Origin of the sequence: Roseibium sp., assembly GCF_051016195.1 — a bacterium.
Lineage (GTDB): Bacteria > Pseudomonadota > Alphaproteobacteria > Rhizobiales > Stappiaceae > Roseibium.
The window spans coordinates 2,292,010-2,307,627 of sequence record NZ_CP134616.1 but is presented as its reverse complement, the minus strand read 5'-3'; the positions used below and the strand labels follow the sequence as shown (position 1 = coordinate 2,307,627).

Below are 15,618 nucleotides of genomic sequence, written 5' to 3'. Positions count from 1 at the left end.
TTGCGTGACGAGCGAGCGCGAATGTTCGGCGCTCTTGACGACGACAGGCACGCAAAGGGAGGAAATCCATGCGTAAATTGACGATGATGACGGCGGCAGCCGCTCTTATGGCAGCAAGCACCGTCGTGAAAGCAGAAGACGTTGAAGTTCTGCACTGGTGGACATCCGGCGGTGAAGCCGCCGCACTGAACGTCCTGAAGCAGGACCTTGAAGGTCAGGGCATCGGCTGGCAGGACATGCCGGTCGCCGGCGGCGGCGGCTCCCAGGCCATGACCGTGCTGCGCGCCCGCGTGACATCCGGCAACCCGCCGACCGCGGTCCAGATGCTCGGCTTCGACATTCTCGACTGGGCCAACGAAGGCGCTCTTGCAGACCTGAACATCCAGGCCGGCCTCGAAGGCTGGGACGACGTTGTTCCCGAAGCCCTGCAGCAGTTCGCCAAGCATGACGGCAAATGGGTGTCCGCACCGGTGAACGTTCACTCCACCAACTGGGTGTGGGCAAACAAGGCCGTTCTCGACGAACTCGGCATCGCGGTTCCGACCACATGGGACGAGTTCGTGGCTGCGCTTGAGAAGGTGAAGGCCTCCGGCAAGACCGCGATCGCACATGGCGGACAGCCGTGGCAGGACGCGACCGTTTTTGACGCCGTTGCAATGTCGACCGGCGGTCCGGACTTCTACAAGAAGGCATTCATCGACCTTGACGAGGAAACCCTCGGCTCCGACACGATGAAGGAAACCTTCGACCGCATGGCCGTGATCCGGTCCTATGTCGACGACAACTTCTCCGGCCGCGACTGGAACCTGGCGACCGCGATGGTCATCAATGGCGACGCTGCCTTCCAGATGATGGGTGACTGGGCGAAGGGTGAATTCCTGAACGCCGGCAAACAGCCTGATGCGGATTTCCTGTGCTTCCGTTTCCCGGGCACGCAGGACCAGGTCACGTTCAACGCCGACCAGTTCGCAATGTTCGCCCAGGGTTCTGAAGTCGGCAAGGAACAGGCTGCGCTTGCAACCGCGATCCTGTCGCCGAGCTTCCAGTCCGCGTTTAATGTGGTCAAGGGCTCTGTGCCGGCCCGTACGGACGTGTCTAACGAAGCCTTCGACGCCTGCGGCAAGAAAGGCATGGCCGACCTGAAAAAGGCTGCCGACAGCGGCAACCTCTACGGCTCCATGGCCCACGGCCACGCCAACCCGGCTGCGGTCAAGAACGCCATGTATGATGTGATCACGGCGCATTTCAACGGCGAGTATGACAGCGCAGCCGCTGTCGATGAACTCGTGACCGCCGTTCAAATCAACAAGTAAAATACCCAACGGAAAGCGGTGCACCCGCACTGCTTTCCGGCAACTGGGGGCCTGAGATGTCTATTTCTGAAGCGGCGAACCCGCGGGGTTCCGTTGTTGACAGACTGCGTGACGCTGTACCAAAAATCGTGTTGAGCCCGACCGTCGCCATTGTCGCGATCTTCGTCTACGGCTTCATCCTGTTCACGCTGTACCTGTCCTTTACCGACAGCCGGATCCTGCCCACCTTCGGATGGGTCGGTTGGAAGAACTACGAGAACCTGTTCCGCATCAGGGCGTGGGACACGGCCGTCACGAACCTTGTCATTTTCGGCGTCCTCTACATCGTCATCTGCTGCGCGCTCGGATTGCTGCTGGCGATCCTGCTCGATCAGCGTATCCGCGCGGAGGGTTTCATCCGCACGGTTTATCTCTACCCGATGGCGCTCAGTTTCATCGTGACCGGCGTTGCCTGGAAATGGTTCCTCGATCCTGGAATCGGGGTGGAGGCCGTCGTGCGCGGCTGGGGCTGGACAACCTTCGAGTTCAACTGGATCAAGGACAGCGACATGGCGATCTATACGATTGTCATAGCAGCTGTCTGGCAGACATCCGGCTTCGTCATGGCCATGTTCCTGGCGGGTCTTCGCGGGATCGACAGCGAAATGATGAAGGCGGCACAGATCGACGGCGCATCCACTTTAGCCCTTTACCGCCGCATCGTGATCCCGCAGTTGCGCCCGGCCTTCATGTCGGCCTTCGTTGTGCTCGCACACATGGCGATCAAGTCCTACGACCTTGTCATCGCCCTGACCGGCGGTGGTCCGGGAACGGCAACCGAATTGCCCGCGACCTTCATGTATTCCTACACCTTCACGCGAAACCAGATGGGGATCGGTGCGGCTTCAGCCGTGATCATGCTCATGACGATCGCCGCGATCATCGTGCCGTATCTGTGGTCCGAACTGAGGGAGAAGAAGTAATGGCCTCTGCTTCCGCAAAAAGCTCCTTCAACCTCGGCCGGTTCATTCTCTACACGCTGCTGGTTGTCTTCTGCATCTACTATCTGCTGCCGCTTTACGTGATGGTGGTCAACTCGCTGAAACCCCTGGCGGAGATCACCGCAGGCGGCATGATGGCGCTGCCCCAGGAGTGGACGCTCGCACCCTGGCTCAGCGCCTGGTCGAGCGCCCAGGTCGGCGTCGAGGCAACGGGCCTGAAGCCCTATTTCCTCAACTCCATCATCATGGTCGTTCCGGCTGTTGCCCTGTCGACCATGGTCGGCGCGCTTAACGGTTACGTCCTGACGAAATGGACATTCCCAGGCGCCACGATCCTGTTCGGTCTGCTGCTCTTCGGATGCTTCATCCCCTTCCAGATGGTGCTTATCCCGATGGCGCGCATGCTCGGGCTGATGGGCCTCGCCGGCTCTGTTCCGGGCCTGATCTTCGTGCACTTCGTCTACGGCATCGGCTTCTCGACGCTCTATTTCCGGAACTACTATGCCGCCTTCCCGACCGAGCTGGTGCGCGCGGCACAGATCGACGGCGCCGGGTTCTTCCGCATCTTCTGGCGCATCCTGCTGCCGTCGTCCGGACCGATCGCGGTGGTCTGCATCATCTGGCAGTTCACCAACATCTGGAACGACTTCCTGTTCGGCGCGTCCTTCTCCGACTTCGACAGCCAGCCGATGACCGTTGCATTGAACAACCTCGTTCAGTCATCTACCGGGGTTAAGGAATACAACGTCCATTTTGCAGGCGCGATCATGGCCGCGCTGCCAACTCTCTTCGTCTACATCGTCGCGGGCCGGTACTTCGTCCGTGGCCTGATGGCCGGCTCAGTTAAAGGATAAGACAATGGGCTTTCTCGACATCAAACAGGCGACCAAGTCTTACGGAGCGGTGCAGGTTCTGCAAGAAACCGACATCTCGATCGAAGAGGGCGAGTTCCTCGTCCTGGTCGGACCATCCGGCTGCGGCAAGTCCACCCTGCTGAACATGATCGCAGGTCTCGAAGACATCACGTCGGGAGAGATCGCCATTCGCGGCAAGAGCATGAACGGCGTGAAACCCGCCGACCGCAACATTGCAATGGTGTTCCAGTCCTACGCCCTTTACCCGAACATGACGGTGAGCGGAAACATCTCCTTCGGCATGGAAATGCACGGCATCGAGAAGTCGGAGCGCGCGAAGCGCATCGCGCAAGTCTCCGATCTTCTGCAGATCAAGCATCTGCTCGACCGCAAGCCCGGCCAGCTTTCCGGTGGTCAGCGCCAGCGCGTCGCGATGGGACGCGCCCTCGTGCGCGAACCCGACGTGTTCCTGTTTGATGAACCGCTTTCGAACCTGGATGCGAAACTGCGCGTCGACATGCGCACGGAAATCAAAAAGCTGCACCAGAAGCTCGGCACGACCATTGTCTACGTGACCCACGACCAGATCGAAGCACTGACATTGTCAACGCGCATTGCAGTCATGTTCGGCGGCTACGTGCAGCAGCTCGGCACGCCCAAGGAAATCTACGACAATCCTGCCAACATGTTCGTTGCCGGCTTCATGGGCTCGCCGTCCATGAACCTCTTTCCGGCCAAAGTGGTTTCGGAAAACGGTCAGCCTGCCGCAGAAGTCTCGCTCGCGGACGGCACCAGGGCGTCCATCCCGTTTGCGACGGACAAGCTGGCCTCGGATGTCGGGCGTGACATCATTCTCGGCATCCGCCCGGAGGCGATCACCGACAGGGACGGTGCCGACAGGAACTCGCAGGCTGTTCACATCCTTGACGCACCGGTTGAAGTCACCGAGCCGGCCGGTTCGGATACGTTTGTCGTCAGCCAGATCGGCGGCAAGGACGTGACCGGCCGTTTCCGCGCCGATGTTGCCGTCAATGCCGGCGAAACGTTCCCGTTTGCCTTCAACATGGAAAAGGCCGTCGCCTTCGATCCGCAAAGCGAAAACAGGATCGCCTGACGCGATGAGCAACGCGCCGGACATTGTCATTGTCGGCAGCGGCATGGGCGGAGCAACCCTTGCGGCAGGTCTTGCGCCGTCCGGTGCCAGGATCACGATCCTGGAACGCGGGCATCGCATTCCCGACGATGCACCGGCACGCGATCCATGGCGCATCTACACCAACAGCGCCTTTCGCTCACCCGAGACCTGGCTTGACGAGAAGGACAATCCATTCGAACCGGGGAACTATTACAACGTTGGTGGAAACTCGAAGCTCTACGGTGCGGTTCTGATCCGGTATCGCGCGCAGGACTTTGACGAGATGGAGCACTACGAGGGTGTATCTCCGGCATGGCCGTATCGATATGAAGACATTGCGCCATGGTACGAAGCAGCCGAGAAGCTTTATCAGGTCCGCGGCGACGTTGACGGCGACGCGACCGAACCGGACCACGAGGGGCCGTATCCGTTTCCGCCTGTGGCTGACGAATCCGCAATCCGGATCGCCCGCGACAGGCTTGTGAAAGCCGGCGTCAAACCGTTTTCACTGCCGCTCGGGGTGGATATCGAGAAATGGCTCGCTGCCGGAAAAACCGGCTGGGACGGGTATCCGGACCTCAGATGCGGCAAAATGGACGCCGAAACCTGCGGCCTTGCCGAAGCCCTCGCCCATGACAACGTGAAACTGATCACCGGCGCGGAAGTCACAAGCCTCAAGGCCGACCCGGAAACAGGGAAGATCAGTTCCGTGACCTTCCTGAAAGAGGGTGAGGAAACCACCCTGACGCCTGCCATCGTTGCCGTTTGCGCCGGCGCGGTCCAGACGGCGGCCCTTCTGCTCAGGTCCGGCGTTGCCAACAGTTCCGATCATGTCGGCCGCTGCTTCATGAATCACAATGCAACGGCCATGATCGCCATAGATCCCAGGTTCCACAACGATGCCGTCTATCAGAAGACCTTCGGCATCAACGACTGGTACCTCTCGGACGGCGACGAGAACAAACCGCTCGGCAATGTGCAACTGCTCGGACGGGTGACGCCCGATATCCTGAAAATCCAGGTTCCCCAGCTCCCCTCCTTTGCCGCCAGGTGGATCTCCGGCCACGCGCTCGATCTTTACCTGATCTCGGAGGACCTTCCCGATCCCGAAAGCCGGGTTGTTCTAAAGGACGGCAAGATCCAGCTGATCTGGCGCAGATCCAACATGAAGGCGCACAGGAAGCTGGTGGACCGCACAAAGACAACGCTGCGCAAGGCTGGATTTCCGGTGTTGCTGTCGAGGCTTTTTGACGGTCGCGTGCCATCACATCAATGCGGCACGGCGCAGCTCGGCAACGATCCGAAAACAAGTGTTCTTGATCCCGACTGCCGCTCCTGGGACCATCCGAACCTCTTTGTGACCGATGCGGCGGCACTCCCGACATCCGCGGCTGTCAATCCTGCACTTACGGTCGCCGCCCTTGCGCTGAGAACCGCCAAAACGATCAGACGGGAGCTGGCAGCATGAGCAAGGTTGCCCTGATTACCGGAGGACAGCGCGGTATCGGCCTTGCGGTCTCAGCGGCACTCGTCGAGGCAGGCTACAAGGTGGCCTTGCTTGCACAATGCGATCCCGGCGACAGCGAGGTCGCGGCCGCCCTGGAGCCGCTCGGACCGAATGCCGCGTTCTATTCCCATGATCTTCTGAATGTTGACGGCCACGGCGGCGTCGTCGGTCAGGTGGAAGCAGACCTCGGCCCGATCACCACATTCGTTTCCAACGCCGGTGTGCCGGCAAAGGTTCGCGGCGACATGCTGGACATCACGACGGAAAGCTTCGATTTCGTCTTGGGCGTCAATCTGAAAGGGGCGTTTTTCCTCGCCCAGGAAGTTGCCCGGCGCATGCTGGACCGGACCAGCGAAGACTACCGGTCGATGTCTTTCATCACCTCTGTCAGCGCCGAGATGATCTCCATCGAGCGCGCGGAATATTGCGTGTCCAAGGCGGGCGCATCGATGATGGCGCAACTTTTCGCGGTCCGCCTGGCACCGCATGATATCGGTGTCTTCGAGATCCGCCCGGGCGTCATCGAAACCGCGCTTACCGCAGGCGTCAAGGACAAGTACACGGCCCGGATCAAGGACGGTCTCGTCCCGTCGGCCCGCTGGGGTTACCCCGCCGATATCGCCTCGACCATTCTCCCGCTTGTCGAGGGCCGTATGGCCTTTGCCACCGGCTCCGTCATCAACGTGGATGGCGGGCTCTCCATTCCACGCCTTTGAGAGACCATCATGGAAAAAGGCTACGATTTCATCATCATCGGCGGCGGCAGTGCAGGTTCCGTTCTGGCCGCACGGCTGACGGAAAATCCGGACGTCAGTGTTCTGCTCTTGGAGGCGGGAGGCCGCGACTGGCATCCGTTCTTTCACGTCCCGGCCGGCTTCGCGAAAATGACCAAGGGCATCGGCTCCTGGGGCTGGCACACCGTCCCACAGCGTCACATGCAGGACCGGGTGTTCCGCTACACCCAGGCCAAGGTGATCGGCGGCGGGTCGGCCATCAATGCCCAGATCTATACACGCGGCAACGCCCTGGACTACGACGAGTGGCGTCAGATGGGCTGCGAAGGCTGGGGCTACGAAGACGTCCTGCCCTATTACCGCAAGGCCGAGGACAACGACACGTACGACAACCGCTATCACGGCAAGGGCGGTCCTCTCGGCGTTTCAAAGCCGTGCGCACCGCTGCCGATCTGCGAAGCCTATTTCGAGGCGGCGGCCGAACTCGGCATCCCGCGCAACGAAGATGTCACCGGTGAGAAACAGGACGGTGCCGCCTATTACCAGCTGACACAGCGAAATGCCCGCAGGTCGTCAGCGGCCATGGCCTATCTCGCACCCAACCGGCACCGCCCGAACCTTCACATCAGGACGGACACCCAGGTGCGCCGCATCGTCGTGGAGAACGGCATCGCCACGGGCGTGGATCTTGTTGACGGAACGTTCCTGAAGGCCGGCAACGAGGTGATCCTGTCCTCCGGATCGATCGGATCACCGAGGCTGCTGCAGCTGTCCGGCATCGGGCCAGCGGATCATCTGAAAAGCCTCGGCATCGATGTCGTCTGCGATCAACCCGAAGTCGGCGCCAATCTTCAGGACCATCTCGATCTCTATTGCATCTGTGAAGTAAGCGGTCCCCACACATATGATCGCTACGCAAAGCTGCACTGGTCGGCGATTGCCGGCCTGCAATATCTCTTCACCAAACGCGGACCGGTCTCCTCCAGCCTGTTTGAAACAGGCGGGTTCTGGTACGCGGACCCCGAAGCCAGATCGCCGGACCTGCAGTTCCACCTCGGCCTTGGCACGGGCATTGAATCCGGCGTCGCGGCGATGCCGGACGGTGGCGTGACGCTGAATTCCTGTTATCTCAGGCCCCGATCGCGCGGAAGCGTCCGCCTGCAGAGCGACAATCCGAACGACGCGCCACTGATCGATCCGAACTACCTGGGAGACCCGCAGGACCGGGAAATGTCCATCCGCGGGCTGAAACTGACCCAGGAGATTCTCGCCCAGGGACCGCTCAGGAAATACATCAAGGCGGAGCGCCTGCCCGGTCCAGGCGTCAGGACGGACGAGGACTATTTCAACTTCATCTGCGAGCACTCCAAGACCTCCCACCACCCGGCAGGAACCTGCCGGATGGGATCGGACGAAAAGGCCGTGCTCGATCCAAGACTTCGTTTCAACGGGATCGACCGGCTGCGCGTCATTGATGCGTCCGTGATGCCGACCGTCGTTTCTTCCAATACCAACGCTGCAGCCATCATGATCGGCGAAAAAGGAGCCGACATGATCAAGCAGGACCACGGGTAACCTCTCATGATCACACACATCGTCCTTATCAAGTTTCAGCCGACTGTCAGCGAAGACACCATTCGCGATCTTTTCCAGGAACTGCGCACGATCCGGGACCAGGTGCCCGGCATTGTCGACATCACGTCGGGCCGAAGCGAAAGCCCGGAAAAGATCGAGCGTGGCTACATGCACGGCTTCGTTGTCGACTTCGAGGACTGGGATGCGCTGGAGCGCTACCAGACCCATCCGGATCACAAGGCGCTCGGCGCCAAGCTGGTTGCACATGCAATCGGCGGTCTGGACGGCATCCTCGTTCTCGACATCCCCACTGCGGCCTGACCACCGGCGGCCAACGTTTCAGGAGTAGCCGATGCTGACCCTCCCCACGCTCGATAACCGTTTGGAAGACTATGCGCTCAAGGGCGATCCCCTGATCCCGCGCGCACCGGCCGTGCCCCTGACCAGGATCGCATTCGCCGCCGCACATGTCGTCTCCTCGCCGCTCGCCGAACGCAATCCGTGGGTCGGATCACCCGCCGTCGACTGGGACAACACGCTTAGGTTCCGGCACTGGCTCTGGGATCAGGGTCTCGGCCTTGCCGAGGCGATGGACACCGCGCAGCGCGGGATGGGTGTCGACTGGCCGACGGCAAAGGAACTGATCGAAAAGACGATGCAGGAAGCAAAGTCGCATCCCATGAAACCACGTGTCGCCTGCGGAGCCGGAACGGATCAGAAACCACGTGAATCGTACCGGACAACGGACGATATCCTCGCGGCCTACACGGAACAAATGGAGGCAATCGAGGCGGCCGGCGGCCAGGTTATCCTCATGGCCTCCCAGGCCTTCCCGGCTATCAATGCGGGAGCGGATGACTACAAAACTGTTTACGGAACACTGCTGCGGCAGGCCGCGTCGCCCGTCATACTTCACTGGCTCGGCGACATGTTCGATCCGAAACTGACCGGCTATTGGGGATCCAGCGACGTGGCAACGGCGATGCAGACCGTTCTGGACATCATCAACGCCCACAAGGACAAGGTTGACGGCATCAAGATCTCGCTGCTCGAAAAGTCCTACGAGGAGGACCTCAGGGCCCGTCTTCCCGAAGGCGTCCATCTATACACCGGTGACGATTTCAACTATGCGGAACTGATCGAGGGAGACGGAACCCGCTATTCGCATGCTCTGCTCGGTGCCTTCGCCGCAATCGCCCCGGCGGCAAGCCAGGCGCTTGAGGCTCTGGCCCGCAATGACGCGAAAACCTATCACGGTCTGCTTGAACCGACGGTCCCGCTCAGCCGCGAGATCTTCAAGGCGCCAACCCAGTTCTACAAGGCCGGGATCGCCTTTCTCGCCTGGCTGAACGATGCGCAAAGCCACTTCATCATGCCCGGCGGCTTCCAGTCCTCACGCGAAATAACCCACTATGCGGAGGTCTTCAGGCTTGCGGATCAGGCCCGTTTGCTGTCAAAGCCTGACAAGGCGGTCGAACGCATGAAGCTCCTGTTGAGGCTTCACGGCGTCGACTAGACGGGGGAAACCGGGCGCGCATGAAGAAAAGACCGACAATTCTGGATGTCGCGCAAGAGGCCGGGGTGTCGAAATCGACCGTGTCTCTGGTTCTTCAGAACTCACCGCTTGTCAAACCGGCAACACGCAGCGCAGTCGATGCGGCTATCACGAAGCTCGGATATGTCTATAACCGGTCTGCTGCCGGCCTCCGGGGCGCCGCGTCCGGACTGATCGGCCTGATCATCAACGACCTGCGCAACCCGTTCTTCACCGAATTCGCCGCAAGCGCCCAGATGGAGTTCGCCCGGAAGGGCTATTCGACAGTCGTTGCCAACACGGATGAAGATCCTGCCATCCAGGCGCAGGTGATCGCATCCATGATCGAACATGACGTCTCCGCCTTCGTGATTTCGCCGGCCTATGGCGGTGACGAAGACGCTTTCGCGCGGATCGAACGCGCGGGCATTCCCACGATGCAGGTGCTCCGGCAACTCGATGACCGCACCGATATCTTTCCATTTGCCACGCACAATTATTCCGCCGGGGGAGAGCTGGCCACGCGGCATCTGTTTGACCTTGGTTGCCGCAACATCGCGTTTGTCGGCGGTCTGGAGGATCGTCCCATCACCGAAGAGCGCATGTCCGGCTACAGATGTTTCATGCAGGCGCAGGGTCTGCCGCCACGAACATTTCACGGGCGGCCCTCAAGGGCTTTCGGCCGGGATCTGGCGCTTCAAATCGCCAGGCAACATCCAGGAATCGAGGCGGCAGTCTGTTTCAGCGATCTTGTCGCGCTCGGGATGATTTCAGGCTTTGCCGAAGCAGGTGTGCGCGTCGGCAAGGACATACGCCTGATCGGATTCGACGACATTGAAGAAAGCTCGCTGGTCTATCCACGCCTGAGTTCCATCAGGTGCGACACCAAACATTTCGGCCAGAGTTCCGCGCAATCGATGCTGGCCTGGATCGTGGACGGCAAGCGCCCACCCGATGTCAGACATTATGACGTTGAGCTGATCGAACGCCAGTCGAGCATCGGATTCGATGGATGACGGACGCGCAGTACCCGTCTTCCGGGACCAGCCAAGCCGGCCATGCGCCAGTTCCCGCACGGCAAACGGACGTTGAAGGGCTGGTAAGCGAGGCCCATGCCCTGATTTTCGACTGCGACGGCACGCTTTTGAAAACGCCGGACCTTTACGCGACCGCGTGGCAATCGGCCTTTGCAAATGCAGGTCTTCAGATGGACCTCGGCTGGTATCATGAGCGGGCCGGCATGTCCGAGCACGTGTTGCTGGATGCATTCGAAGGGGAAAAAGGCGTCCTCGTCGACCGGGGGCGCGCCGTTCGCGATCTGAGGCACTTCATTCTGACGAATATTGGTTCTGTTGAGGAAATACCCGAGATCGCCACAATCGCCCGCGCCAACCACACCCGAATACCCATGGCGGTCGCATCCGGCGGCTCGCGCGAAATCGTGCTTGCCTCTCTTCAGGCGTCCGGCCTCCTGCATCTGTTCGATGCAGTTGTCACCATCGACGACGCGGGCAAGGCAAAGCCCGCACCCGACCTCTTCCTGGAAGCTGCGGCACGTCTCCAAACGAAACCGCAGCAATGCCTTGTCTTCGAAGACAGTCCCCAGGGCATCGAAGCCGCGAAAGCCGCTGATATGAAATGGATTGACGTCAATTTGCTGGTTTAGAACGAGACGGCCCCGGGCCTGCAATATACCCGGTGCGCGGCCGGATTTTTCGTGGGTTGCGTGAACGGAAATTGATGTTTTTTGCCCCTCTGCACGGGCTGGAGCCCTTCAGGATGGGAGTTTCCCATGGCACCGGTACACACCACACCGCGTTTTACGTCATGACTGTCTTGTGCCGACCCGGTCGAACCAGCTCCGGGCATACGCCAGATACGAGGGATTCGGCTCGCAAACGGCGTGTTTGTCTGGTTGTTCCACGGGGTTTTTCAGAGTGTCCGAGACGAGCAGGGCGGCGCCAAGGCCGGTGCCGGTTGTCGAGACTTTCGAGCCTTGGGCAATCCGCCCGGTCGCTGCCTCGAGCATTCTCATGAAAAGACCATTCCTTGCAAATGGGCCTTCGACGATTGTGGGCCCGTCGGCACCGATCAGGTCCAGGCACTGGCTCGTCACCAGAGCAAGGTAGAAGGAGGCGGCTGCATAGCGTTCTCCGTCAGACAGCGTGGTTTCATCCACGCTCCAGCCCGCCCGCTTGCCCTGAAACGGCCCCGATAGCGGGTCAAGTGCCGGGTAAAGCTGGATCTGGTTCGACAGAACGCGGGAGACATCCTCCACGGAGGCGTGACGCTCCCCCTCCTTCATCACCATGTCGAACTCTCTGCCGCCCATGAACCGTGCCGACGGGACGGGGTCTCCGAATGCATTCACATTCAGAAGGGTATCGCGTTCCGGAGACAGGGTCGTCTTTTGCCCGCCGACGGCAAACGAAATCACCCATGTGCCGGTCGACACGACCGAAAAAGCACTTTTGAGCGCGAGAAGGTACGGATAGAGCGACGCATTGGAGTCGTGAATGCCGCTGGCAACCGGTATTCCCGCCTGCAGGCCGGTAAGAGCGGCGATCTCCGGTTTCAGTTGATTGATGCATTTTGCCGCGACTTGTGCGGGCGCCATCTTGTCCGCGATGCCCAACCGCCCGACCAGAGACGAGAAGCGGCGCGCCTGCGGGTTCCACAGATCCGTATGGGCACCGAGTGACGTCACTTCCGTATGCGTTGCTCCCGTCAGCCTGAAGGACCAGTACTGGGGATACGTGACAACGCTGGCGACCCGGTCAAGCAGTCTGGCATCCCGGCGAAGTTGCCAATGGATCTGAGCGCCCACATTCAGGCCGAGCGAGAGACGGGGTGACCCCGTTTCCTGAAAATCCGGGCGCATGGCATCATAATCTGCCGACAGGTCATCGGGTCCGGCAAACTCGTAATCCAGCATGGGTGCTGCCAGGTTTCCGTCCCCATCCAGGAGAACGATGCTGGCGCCGTGCGTCGCGATCGATATCGCATCGATACCGTATGTCCCGTTTTGCCTGGCAAGAGCACCGGCGATGAAGCTCCAGAGCCCTTCAATATCATAGTGCGGATAGGGCGGTTCCGCGAGTACGGCATTCGGCTGCGTCGCCATGTCGATTTCGGTGCCCAGGACCGCGTCGACCACGCCGACCTTGGCGTTGGTTTTGCCGATGTCTATGACTGCGATGTGTCTCACTCGCGATATTCCCTGTCGAACCGGCGCCTTCCCGCGCGTCCTTCGAGCCTGTCACACTCCCGATTTCATCTCAACGCATGCCTCCCGCCGGGAGACGCTTGTTCACGCCGGCAAAGCAATCGCCTCCAATTCTGTGCCAGGAGGCTGCGAATTCACAAGGATGCGGCAATCAGTCGACAAACACTCTTGTCCGGGTTTCGAGTGAAAGGTAGCATGTTAGTATACCAACGAGCGAAATGACGGCGAAAGAAATGGAGACCTCCGGCACCGTTCGGCTGACACCTTTGTCAGAATACGAAGGCAGTCTGTCGTCTCGCGTTTACATGAGCCTGAAAGACGCGATTCTGACCCTGACTTACGAGCCCGGAGAAGTCCTGCGCAAAGCTGAGATCTGCGATCAGCTGGGCATCTCCCGGAGCCCCGTTTCCGAAGCCGTGGCCCGGCTCGCCTCGGAGGGATTGCTCAGGGTCATGCCGCAGTCGGGAACATACGTGGCTCAACTGTCAATGGACGAGGTTCGCGAAGGGGCGTTTATAAGGGAGGCTTTTGAGCTGGCTGCTGTGGAATATGTGGCCCAGATCATAACCGACGACCAGATCACGCTCTTGCGGCGAAACCTGAAGGTACAGCAAGGACTTGTGGAGGATCAGGATATTCAGGGATTTTACAAGTCCGACACCGCGATGCACAATCTGATCATGGGCTTCACGCGCTTCAAACGCCTGGCATCCATCGCCGAGACCAGTTGGCTGCATGTCAACCGCGCCCGCCAACTCGTCTTGCCCAACCCGAGACGGGTTTCAGACACGCTCGAAGAACATACCGCAATCGTCGATGCGCTTGCAGCGCGGGACCCACTCGCCGCCAGAGCCGCAACGGAGTCTCACCTGGGCCAGCTCATCCGCCACCTTGAGGCGGTAGAACGCGATCGGCCGGAGCTTTTTTCACGACCATGACACGTCCCAATCGTCCCCGCTACGCGGCCCGCCTGAATGCCTTCAAACAACTCTCGCCAGGGTCCGACGTGCTCGACTGGATCGCCGCTGCCGGACAGGTGGAGGGCCTTGGCGCCGCGGACCTGAACTATCCGGATCATTTTTCCAAACACGGCGAAGACAGCGTCGCAAGCGTGTTGAGCAAGGCGGAACTGGATCTGAACGGCGTTGCCATGCGCTACTATTCGGAACCGGCGTTTAAACTCGGGGCCTTTACCAATCCTGACCCGGCGGTCCGCCAGACCGCCATCGACATCACCAAAAGAGGACTGGATGCTTGTGCCCGTATGGGAGGCAGGGTCGTTACGCTCTGGATGGGACAGGACGGGTTCGACTACGCATTTCAGATGGACTATGCCGAAGCCTGGGATCACACGGTACATGCGATCCAGGAGGTTTGTGCTCACAATCCCGCGCTTGATATCGCCATAGAGTACAAGCCGAACGAGCCGCGGGCGTTTGCCCTGATGCCGGACATCGGCACGACGTTGCTCGCCTGCAGGGAAGTGAATGCCGCCAATCTTGGCGTGACGCTCGATTTCGCGCATGTCCTTTATGCCGATGAAATGCCGGCCTGTTCGGCCGCTCTGATCGCGCGCCATTCCCGGATGATCGGCCTGCACCTGAACGACGGCTACGGCAAGCGCGATGACGGCCTGATGGTGGGGTCCGTACACGCCATCCAGACGGTCGAACTTCTGATCGCGACGCTGCGCGCGAACCAGACGGATGTGATCTACTTCGATACGTTTCCCGACATGGGCGGGCTGAACCCGATCGAGGAGGCGCGCACCAATATTATCATGACCGATCGGCTCCTGGACGTGGCCGAGAGCCTGTCGGACGATCCTGAACTCGCCGGAGCGATCAGCCGCCAGGACGCCGCGATCTCTCAGAGGATCGTTGCCCGCAAGTTGTACGGGTCATGACGATCCTGGTCACAGGCGCCTTGCACTGGGATGTCGTGGTGCAGGCACCCAGGCTGCCGTATATCGATGAAACCTTGCGCGGTTCTTCCGTCGCCTATCAATTCGGCGGCAAGGGCGGAAACCAGGCCGTCGCGGCGGCTCTTGCAGGGGCAGATGTCGCCTTCGCAGGGCGGATCGGATCGGATCAGGCCGGCATCGAAATGAAACGCCGATTGACTGATGCCGGGATCGACGTCTCAGCCCTGCAGGTTGGGCCGGACGCTTCGGGCATGAGCGCCGCCATTGTCGACGCTGACGGCAACTACGGCGCCGTTATCGTTTCTGCGGAGAACCACAAGTTCGATACCGGCTTGTTGAACATCCCAGGCACTTGCCGGATGGTGCTCATGCAGAACGAGCTGACGCATAACGCGCTGCTTGAGATCAAGCAAAAGGCGCATCAGGCCGGTATTCCGGTCGTGCTCAACGCGGCGCCCGCCCTCGGGCTCACCGTCGCGGACCTTCAGAGCGTGAATGTGCTGATCGTGAACCGCGTGGAGGCATCAGATCTGCTGGGCCGGGATCCGGCGGATCTCGATCCGGCCGAGAGTGTTCAAACGCTTCAGGGTCTCGTCCCCGGATCGGATATCATGGTGACGCTCGGAGGCGACGGCGTGTGCTACGCACGCAGCGGTGAGACACCGCGCCATCAGCCCGCCAGGAAAACGGCTGTCCGTTCCACCCACGGTGCCGGTGACGTCTTTGTCGGCACATTTGCCGCGGCATGTGTAGACGGCGCACCTTTCGATACAGCCATCGAAAGCGCACAGCTAGCAGCAGCCGATCACGTGTCCGGAAACCGGTAGAACCGGTCA

15 protein-coding genes are annotated in these 15,618 nt (G+C 60.4%); 14 read left to right on the top strand and 1 reads right to left on the bottom strand.

The genetic code is table 11. From position 1 onward, the window contains the following. The first annotated feature begins 68 nt into the window (after positions 1–68). Genes RDA78_RS10690 through RDA78_RS10640 form a run of 11 tightly spaced genes read left to right on the top strand, consistent with a single transcriptional unit; the run spans position 69 to position 11,298 of the window. On the top strand, positions 69–1,313 hold the full coding sequence (locus RDA78_RS10690; RefSeq protein WP_434055295.1) for an ABC transporter substrate-binding protein: 1,245 nt from the start codon (positions 69–71) through the stop codon (positions 1,311–1,313). 56 nt (positions 1,314–1,369) lie between these two features. Next, a complete protein-coding gene (locus RDA78_RS10685) occupies positions 1,370–2,275 on the top strand; it encodes a carbohydrate ABC transporter permease (RefSeq protein ID WP_434055294.1) in 906 nt (301 codons plus the stop codon). Further along, positions 2,275–3,147, top strand: a complete 873-nt coding sequence (locus tag RDA78_RS10680; protein WP_434055293.1) for a carbohydrate ABC transporter permease — start codon at positions 2,275–2,277, stop codon at positions 3,145–3,147. Before RDA78_RS10685 ends, RDA78_RS10680 begins: the two co-directional genes overlap by 1 nt. Before the next feature lie 4 nt (positions 3,148–3,151). Beyond that, positions 3,152–4,261 carry an ABC transporter ATP-binding protein gene (locus RDA78_RS10675; protein WP_434055292.1) on the top strand — a complete coding sequence of 370 codons (1,110 nt, stop codon included), beginning with the start codon at positions 3,152–3,154 and terminating at the stop codon, positions 4,259–4,261. Positions 4,262–4,265: 4 nt separating this feature from the next. After that, entirely contained in the window at positions 4,266–5,750 is a 1,485-nt protein-coding gene (locus RDA78_RS10670) for a GMC oxidoreductase (protein WP_434055291.1), read from the top strand. Next, positions 5,747–6,505 (top strand): 3-ketoacyl-ACP reductase, encoded by a 759-nt coding sequence (locus RDA78_RS10665; protein ID WP_434055290.1) that lies wholly within the window; start codon positions 5,747–5,749, stop codon positions 6,503–6,505. The genes RDA78_RS10670 and RDA78_RS10665 overlap by 4 nt, the downstream gene beginning before the upstream one ends. A gap of 9 nt (positions 6,506–6,514) precedes the next feature. Beyond that, positions 6,515–8,098, top strand: a complete 1,584-nt coding sequence (locus RDA78_RS10660; protein WP_434055289.1) for a GMC family oxidoreductase — start codon at positions 6,515–6,517, stop codon at positions 8,096–8,098. A 6-nt stretch (positions 8,099–8,104) separates the two neighbouring features. Further along, positions 8,105–8,419: a Dabb family protein gene (locus RDA78_RS10655; RefSeq protein WP_434055288.1), complete on the top strand. Its 315-nt coding sequence runs from the start codon at positions 8,105–8,107 to the stop codon at positions 8,417–8,419. 31 nt (positions 8,420–8,450) lie between these two features. After that, on the top strand, positions 8,451–9,614 hold the full coding sequence (locus tag RDA78_RS10650; RefSeq protein WP_434055287.1) for a dihydrodipicolinate synthase family protein: 1,164 nt from the start codon (positions 8,451–8,453) through the stop codon (positions 9,612–9,614). Between the two features lie 20 nt (positions 9,615–9,634). Continuing rightward, positions 9,635–10,648 carry a LacI family DNA-binding transcriptional regulator gene (locus RDA78_RS10645; RefSeq protein WP_434055286.1) on the top strand — a complete coding sequence of 338 codons (1,014 nt, stop codon included), beginning with the start codon at positions 9,635–9,637 and terminating at the stop codon, positions 10,646–10,648. Further along, positions 10,645–11,298, top strand: coding sequence for an HAD family hydrolase (locus tag RDA78_RS10640; RefSeq protein ID WP_434055285.1), 654 nt, complete (start codon positions 10,645–10,647; stop codon positions 11,296–11,298). Before RDA78_RS10645 ends, RDA78_RS10640 begins: the two co-directional genes overlap by 4 nt. Positions 11,299–11,457: 159 nt before the next feature. Here RDA78_RS10640 and RDA78_RS10635 read toward each other — a convergent pair whose 3' ends face one another. Then, positions 11,458–12,840, bottom strand: coding sequence for an FGGY-family carbohydrate kinase (locus RDA78_RS10635; protein ID WP_434055284.1), 1,383 nt, complete (start codon positions 12,838–12,840; stop codon positions 11,458–11,460). A gap of 236 nt (positions 12,841–13,076) precedes the next feature. Between RDA78_RS10635 and RDA78_RS10630 the strand changes: the two genes are divergently transcribed. Genes RDA78_RS10630 through RDA78_RS10620 form a run of 3 tightly spaced genes read left to right on the top strand, consistent with a single transcriptional unit; the run spans position 13,077 to position 15,609 of the window. Further along, the gene (locus RDA78_RS10630) at positions 13,077–13,796 is read left to right on the top strand and encodes a GntR family transcriptional regulator (RefSeq protein WP_434055283.1); all 720 of its coding nucleotides are present in this window, start codon (positions 13,077–13,079) and stop codon (positions 13,794–13,796) included. After that, positions 13,793–14,764 (top strand): sugar phosphate isomerase/epimerase family protein, encoded by a 972-nt coding sequence (locus RDA78_RS10625; protein ID WP_434055282.1) that lies wholly within the window; start codon positions 13,793–13,795, stop codon positions 14,762–14,764. Before RDA78_RS10630 ends, RDA78_RS10625 begins: the two co-directional genes overlap by 4 nt. Then, positions 14,761–15,609, top strand: coding sequence for a PfkB family carbohydrate kinase (locus RDA78_RS10620; RefSeq protein WP_434055281.1), 849 nt, complete (start codon positions 14,761–14,763; stop codon positions 15,607–15,609). Before RDA78_RS10625 ends, RDA78_RS10620 begins: the two co-directional genes overlap by 4 nt. Positions 15,610–15,618 lie beyond the last annotated feature (9 nt).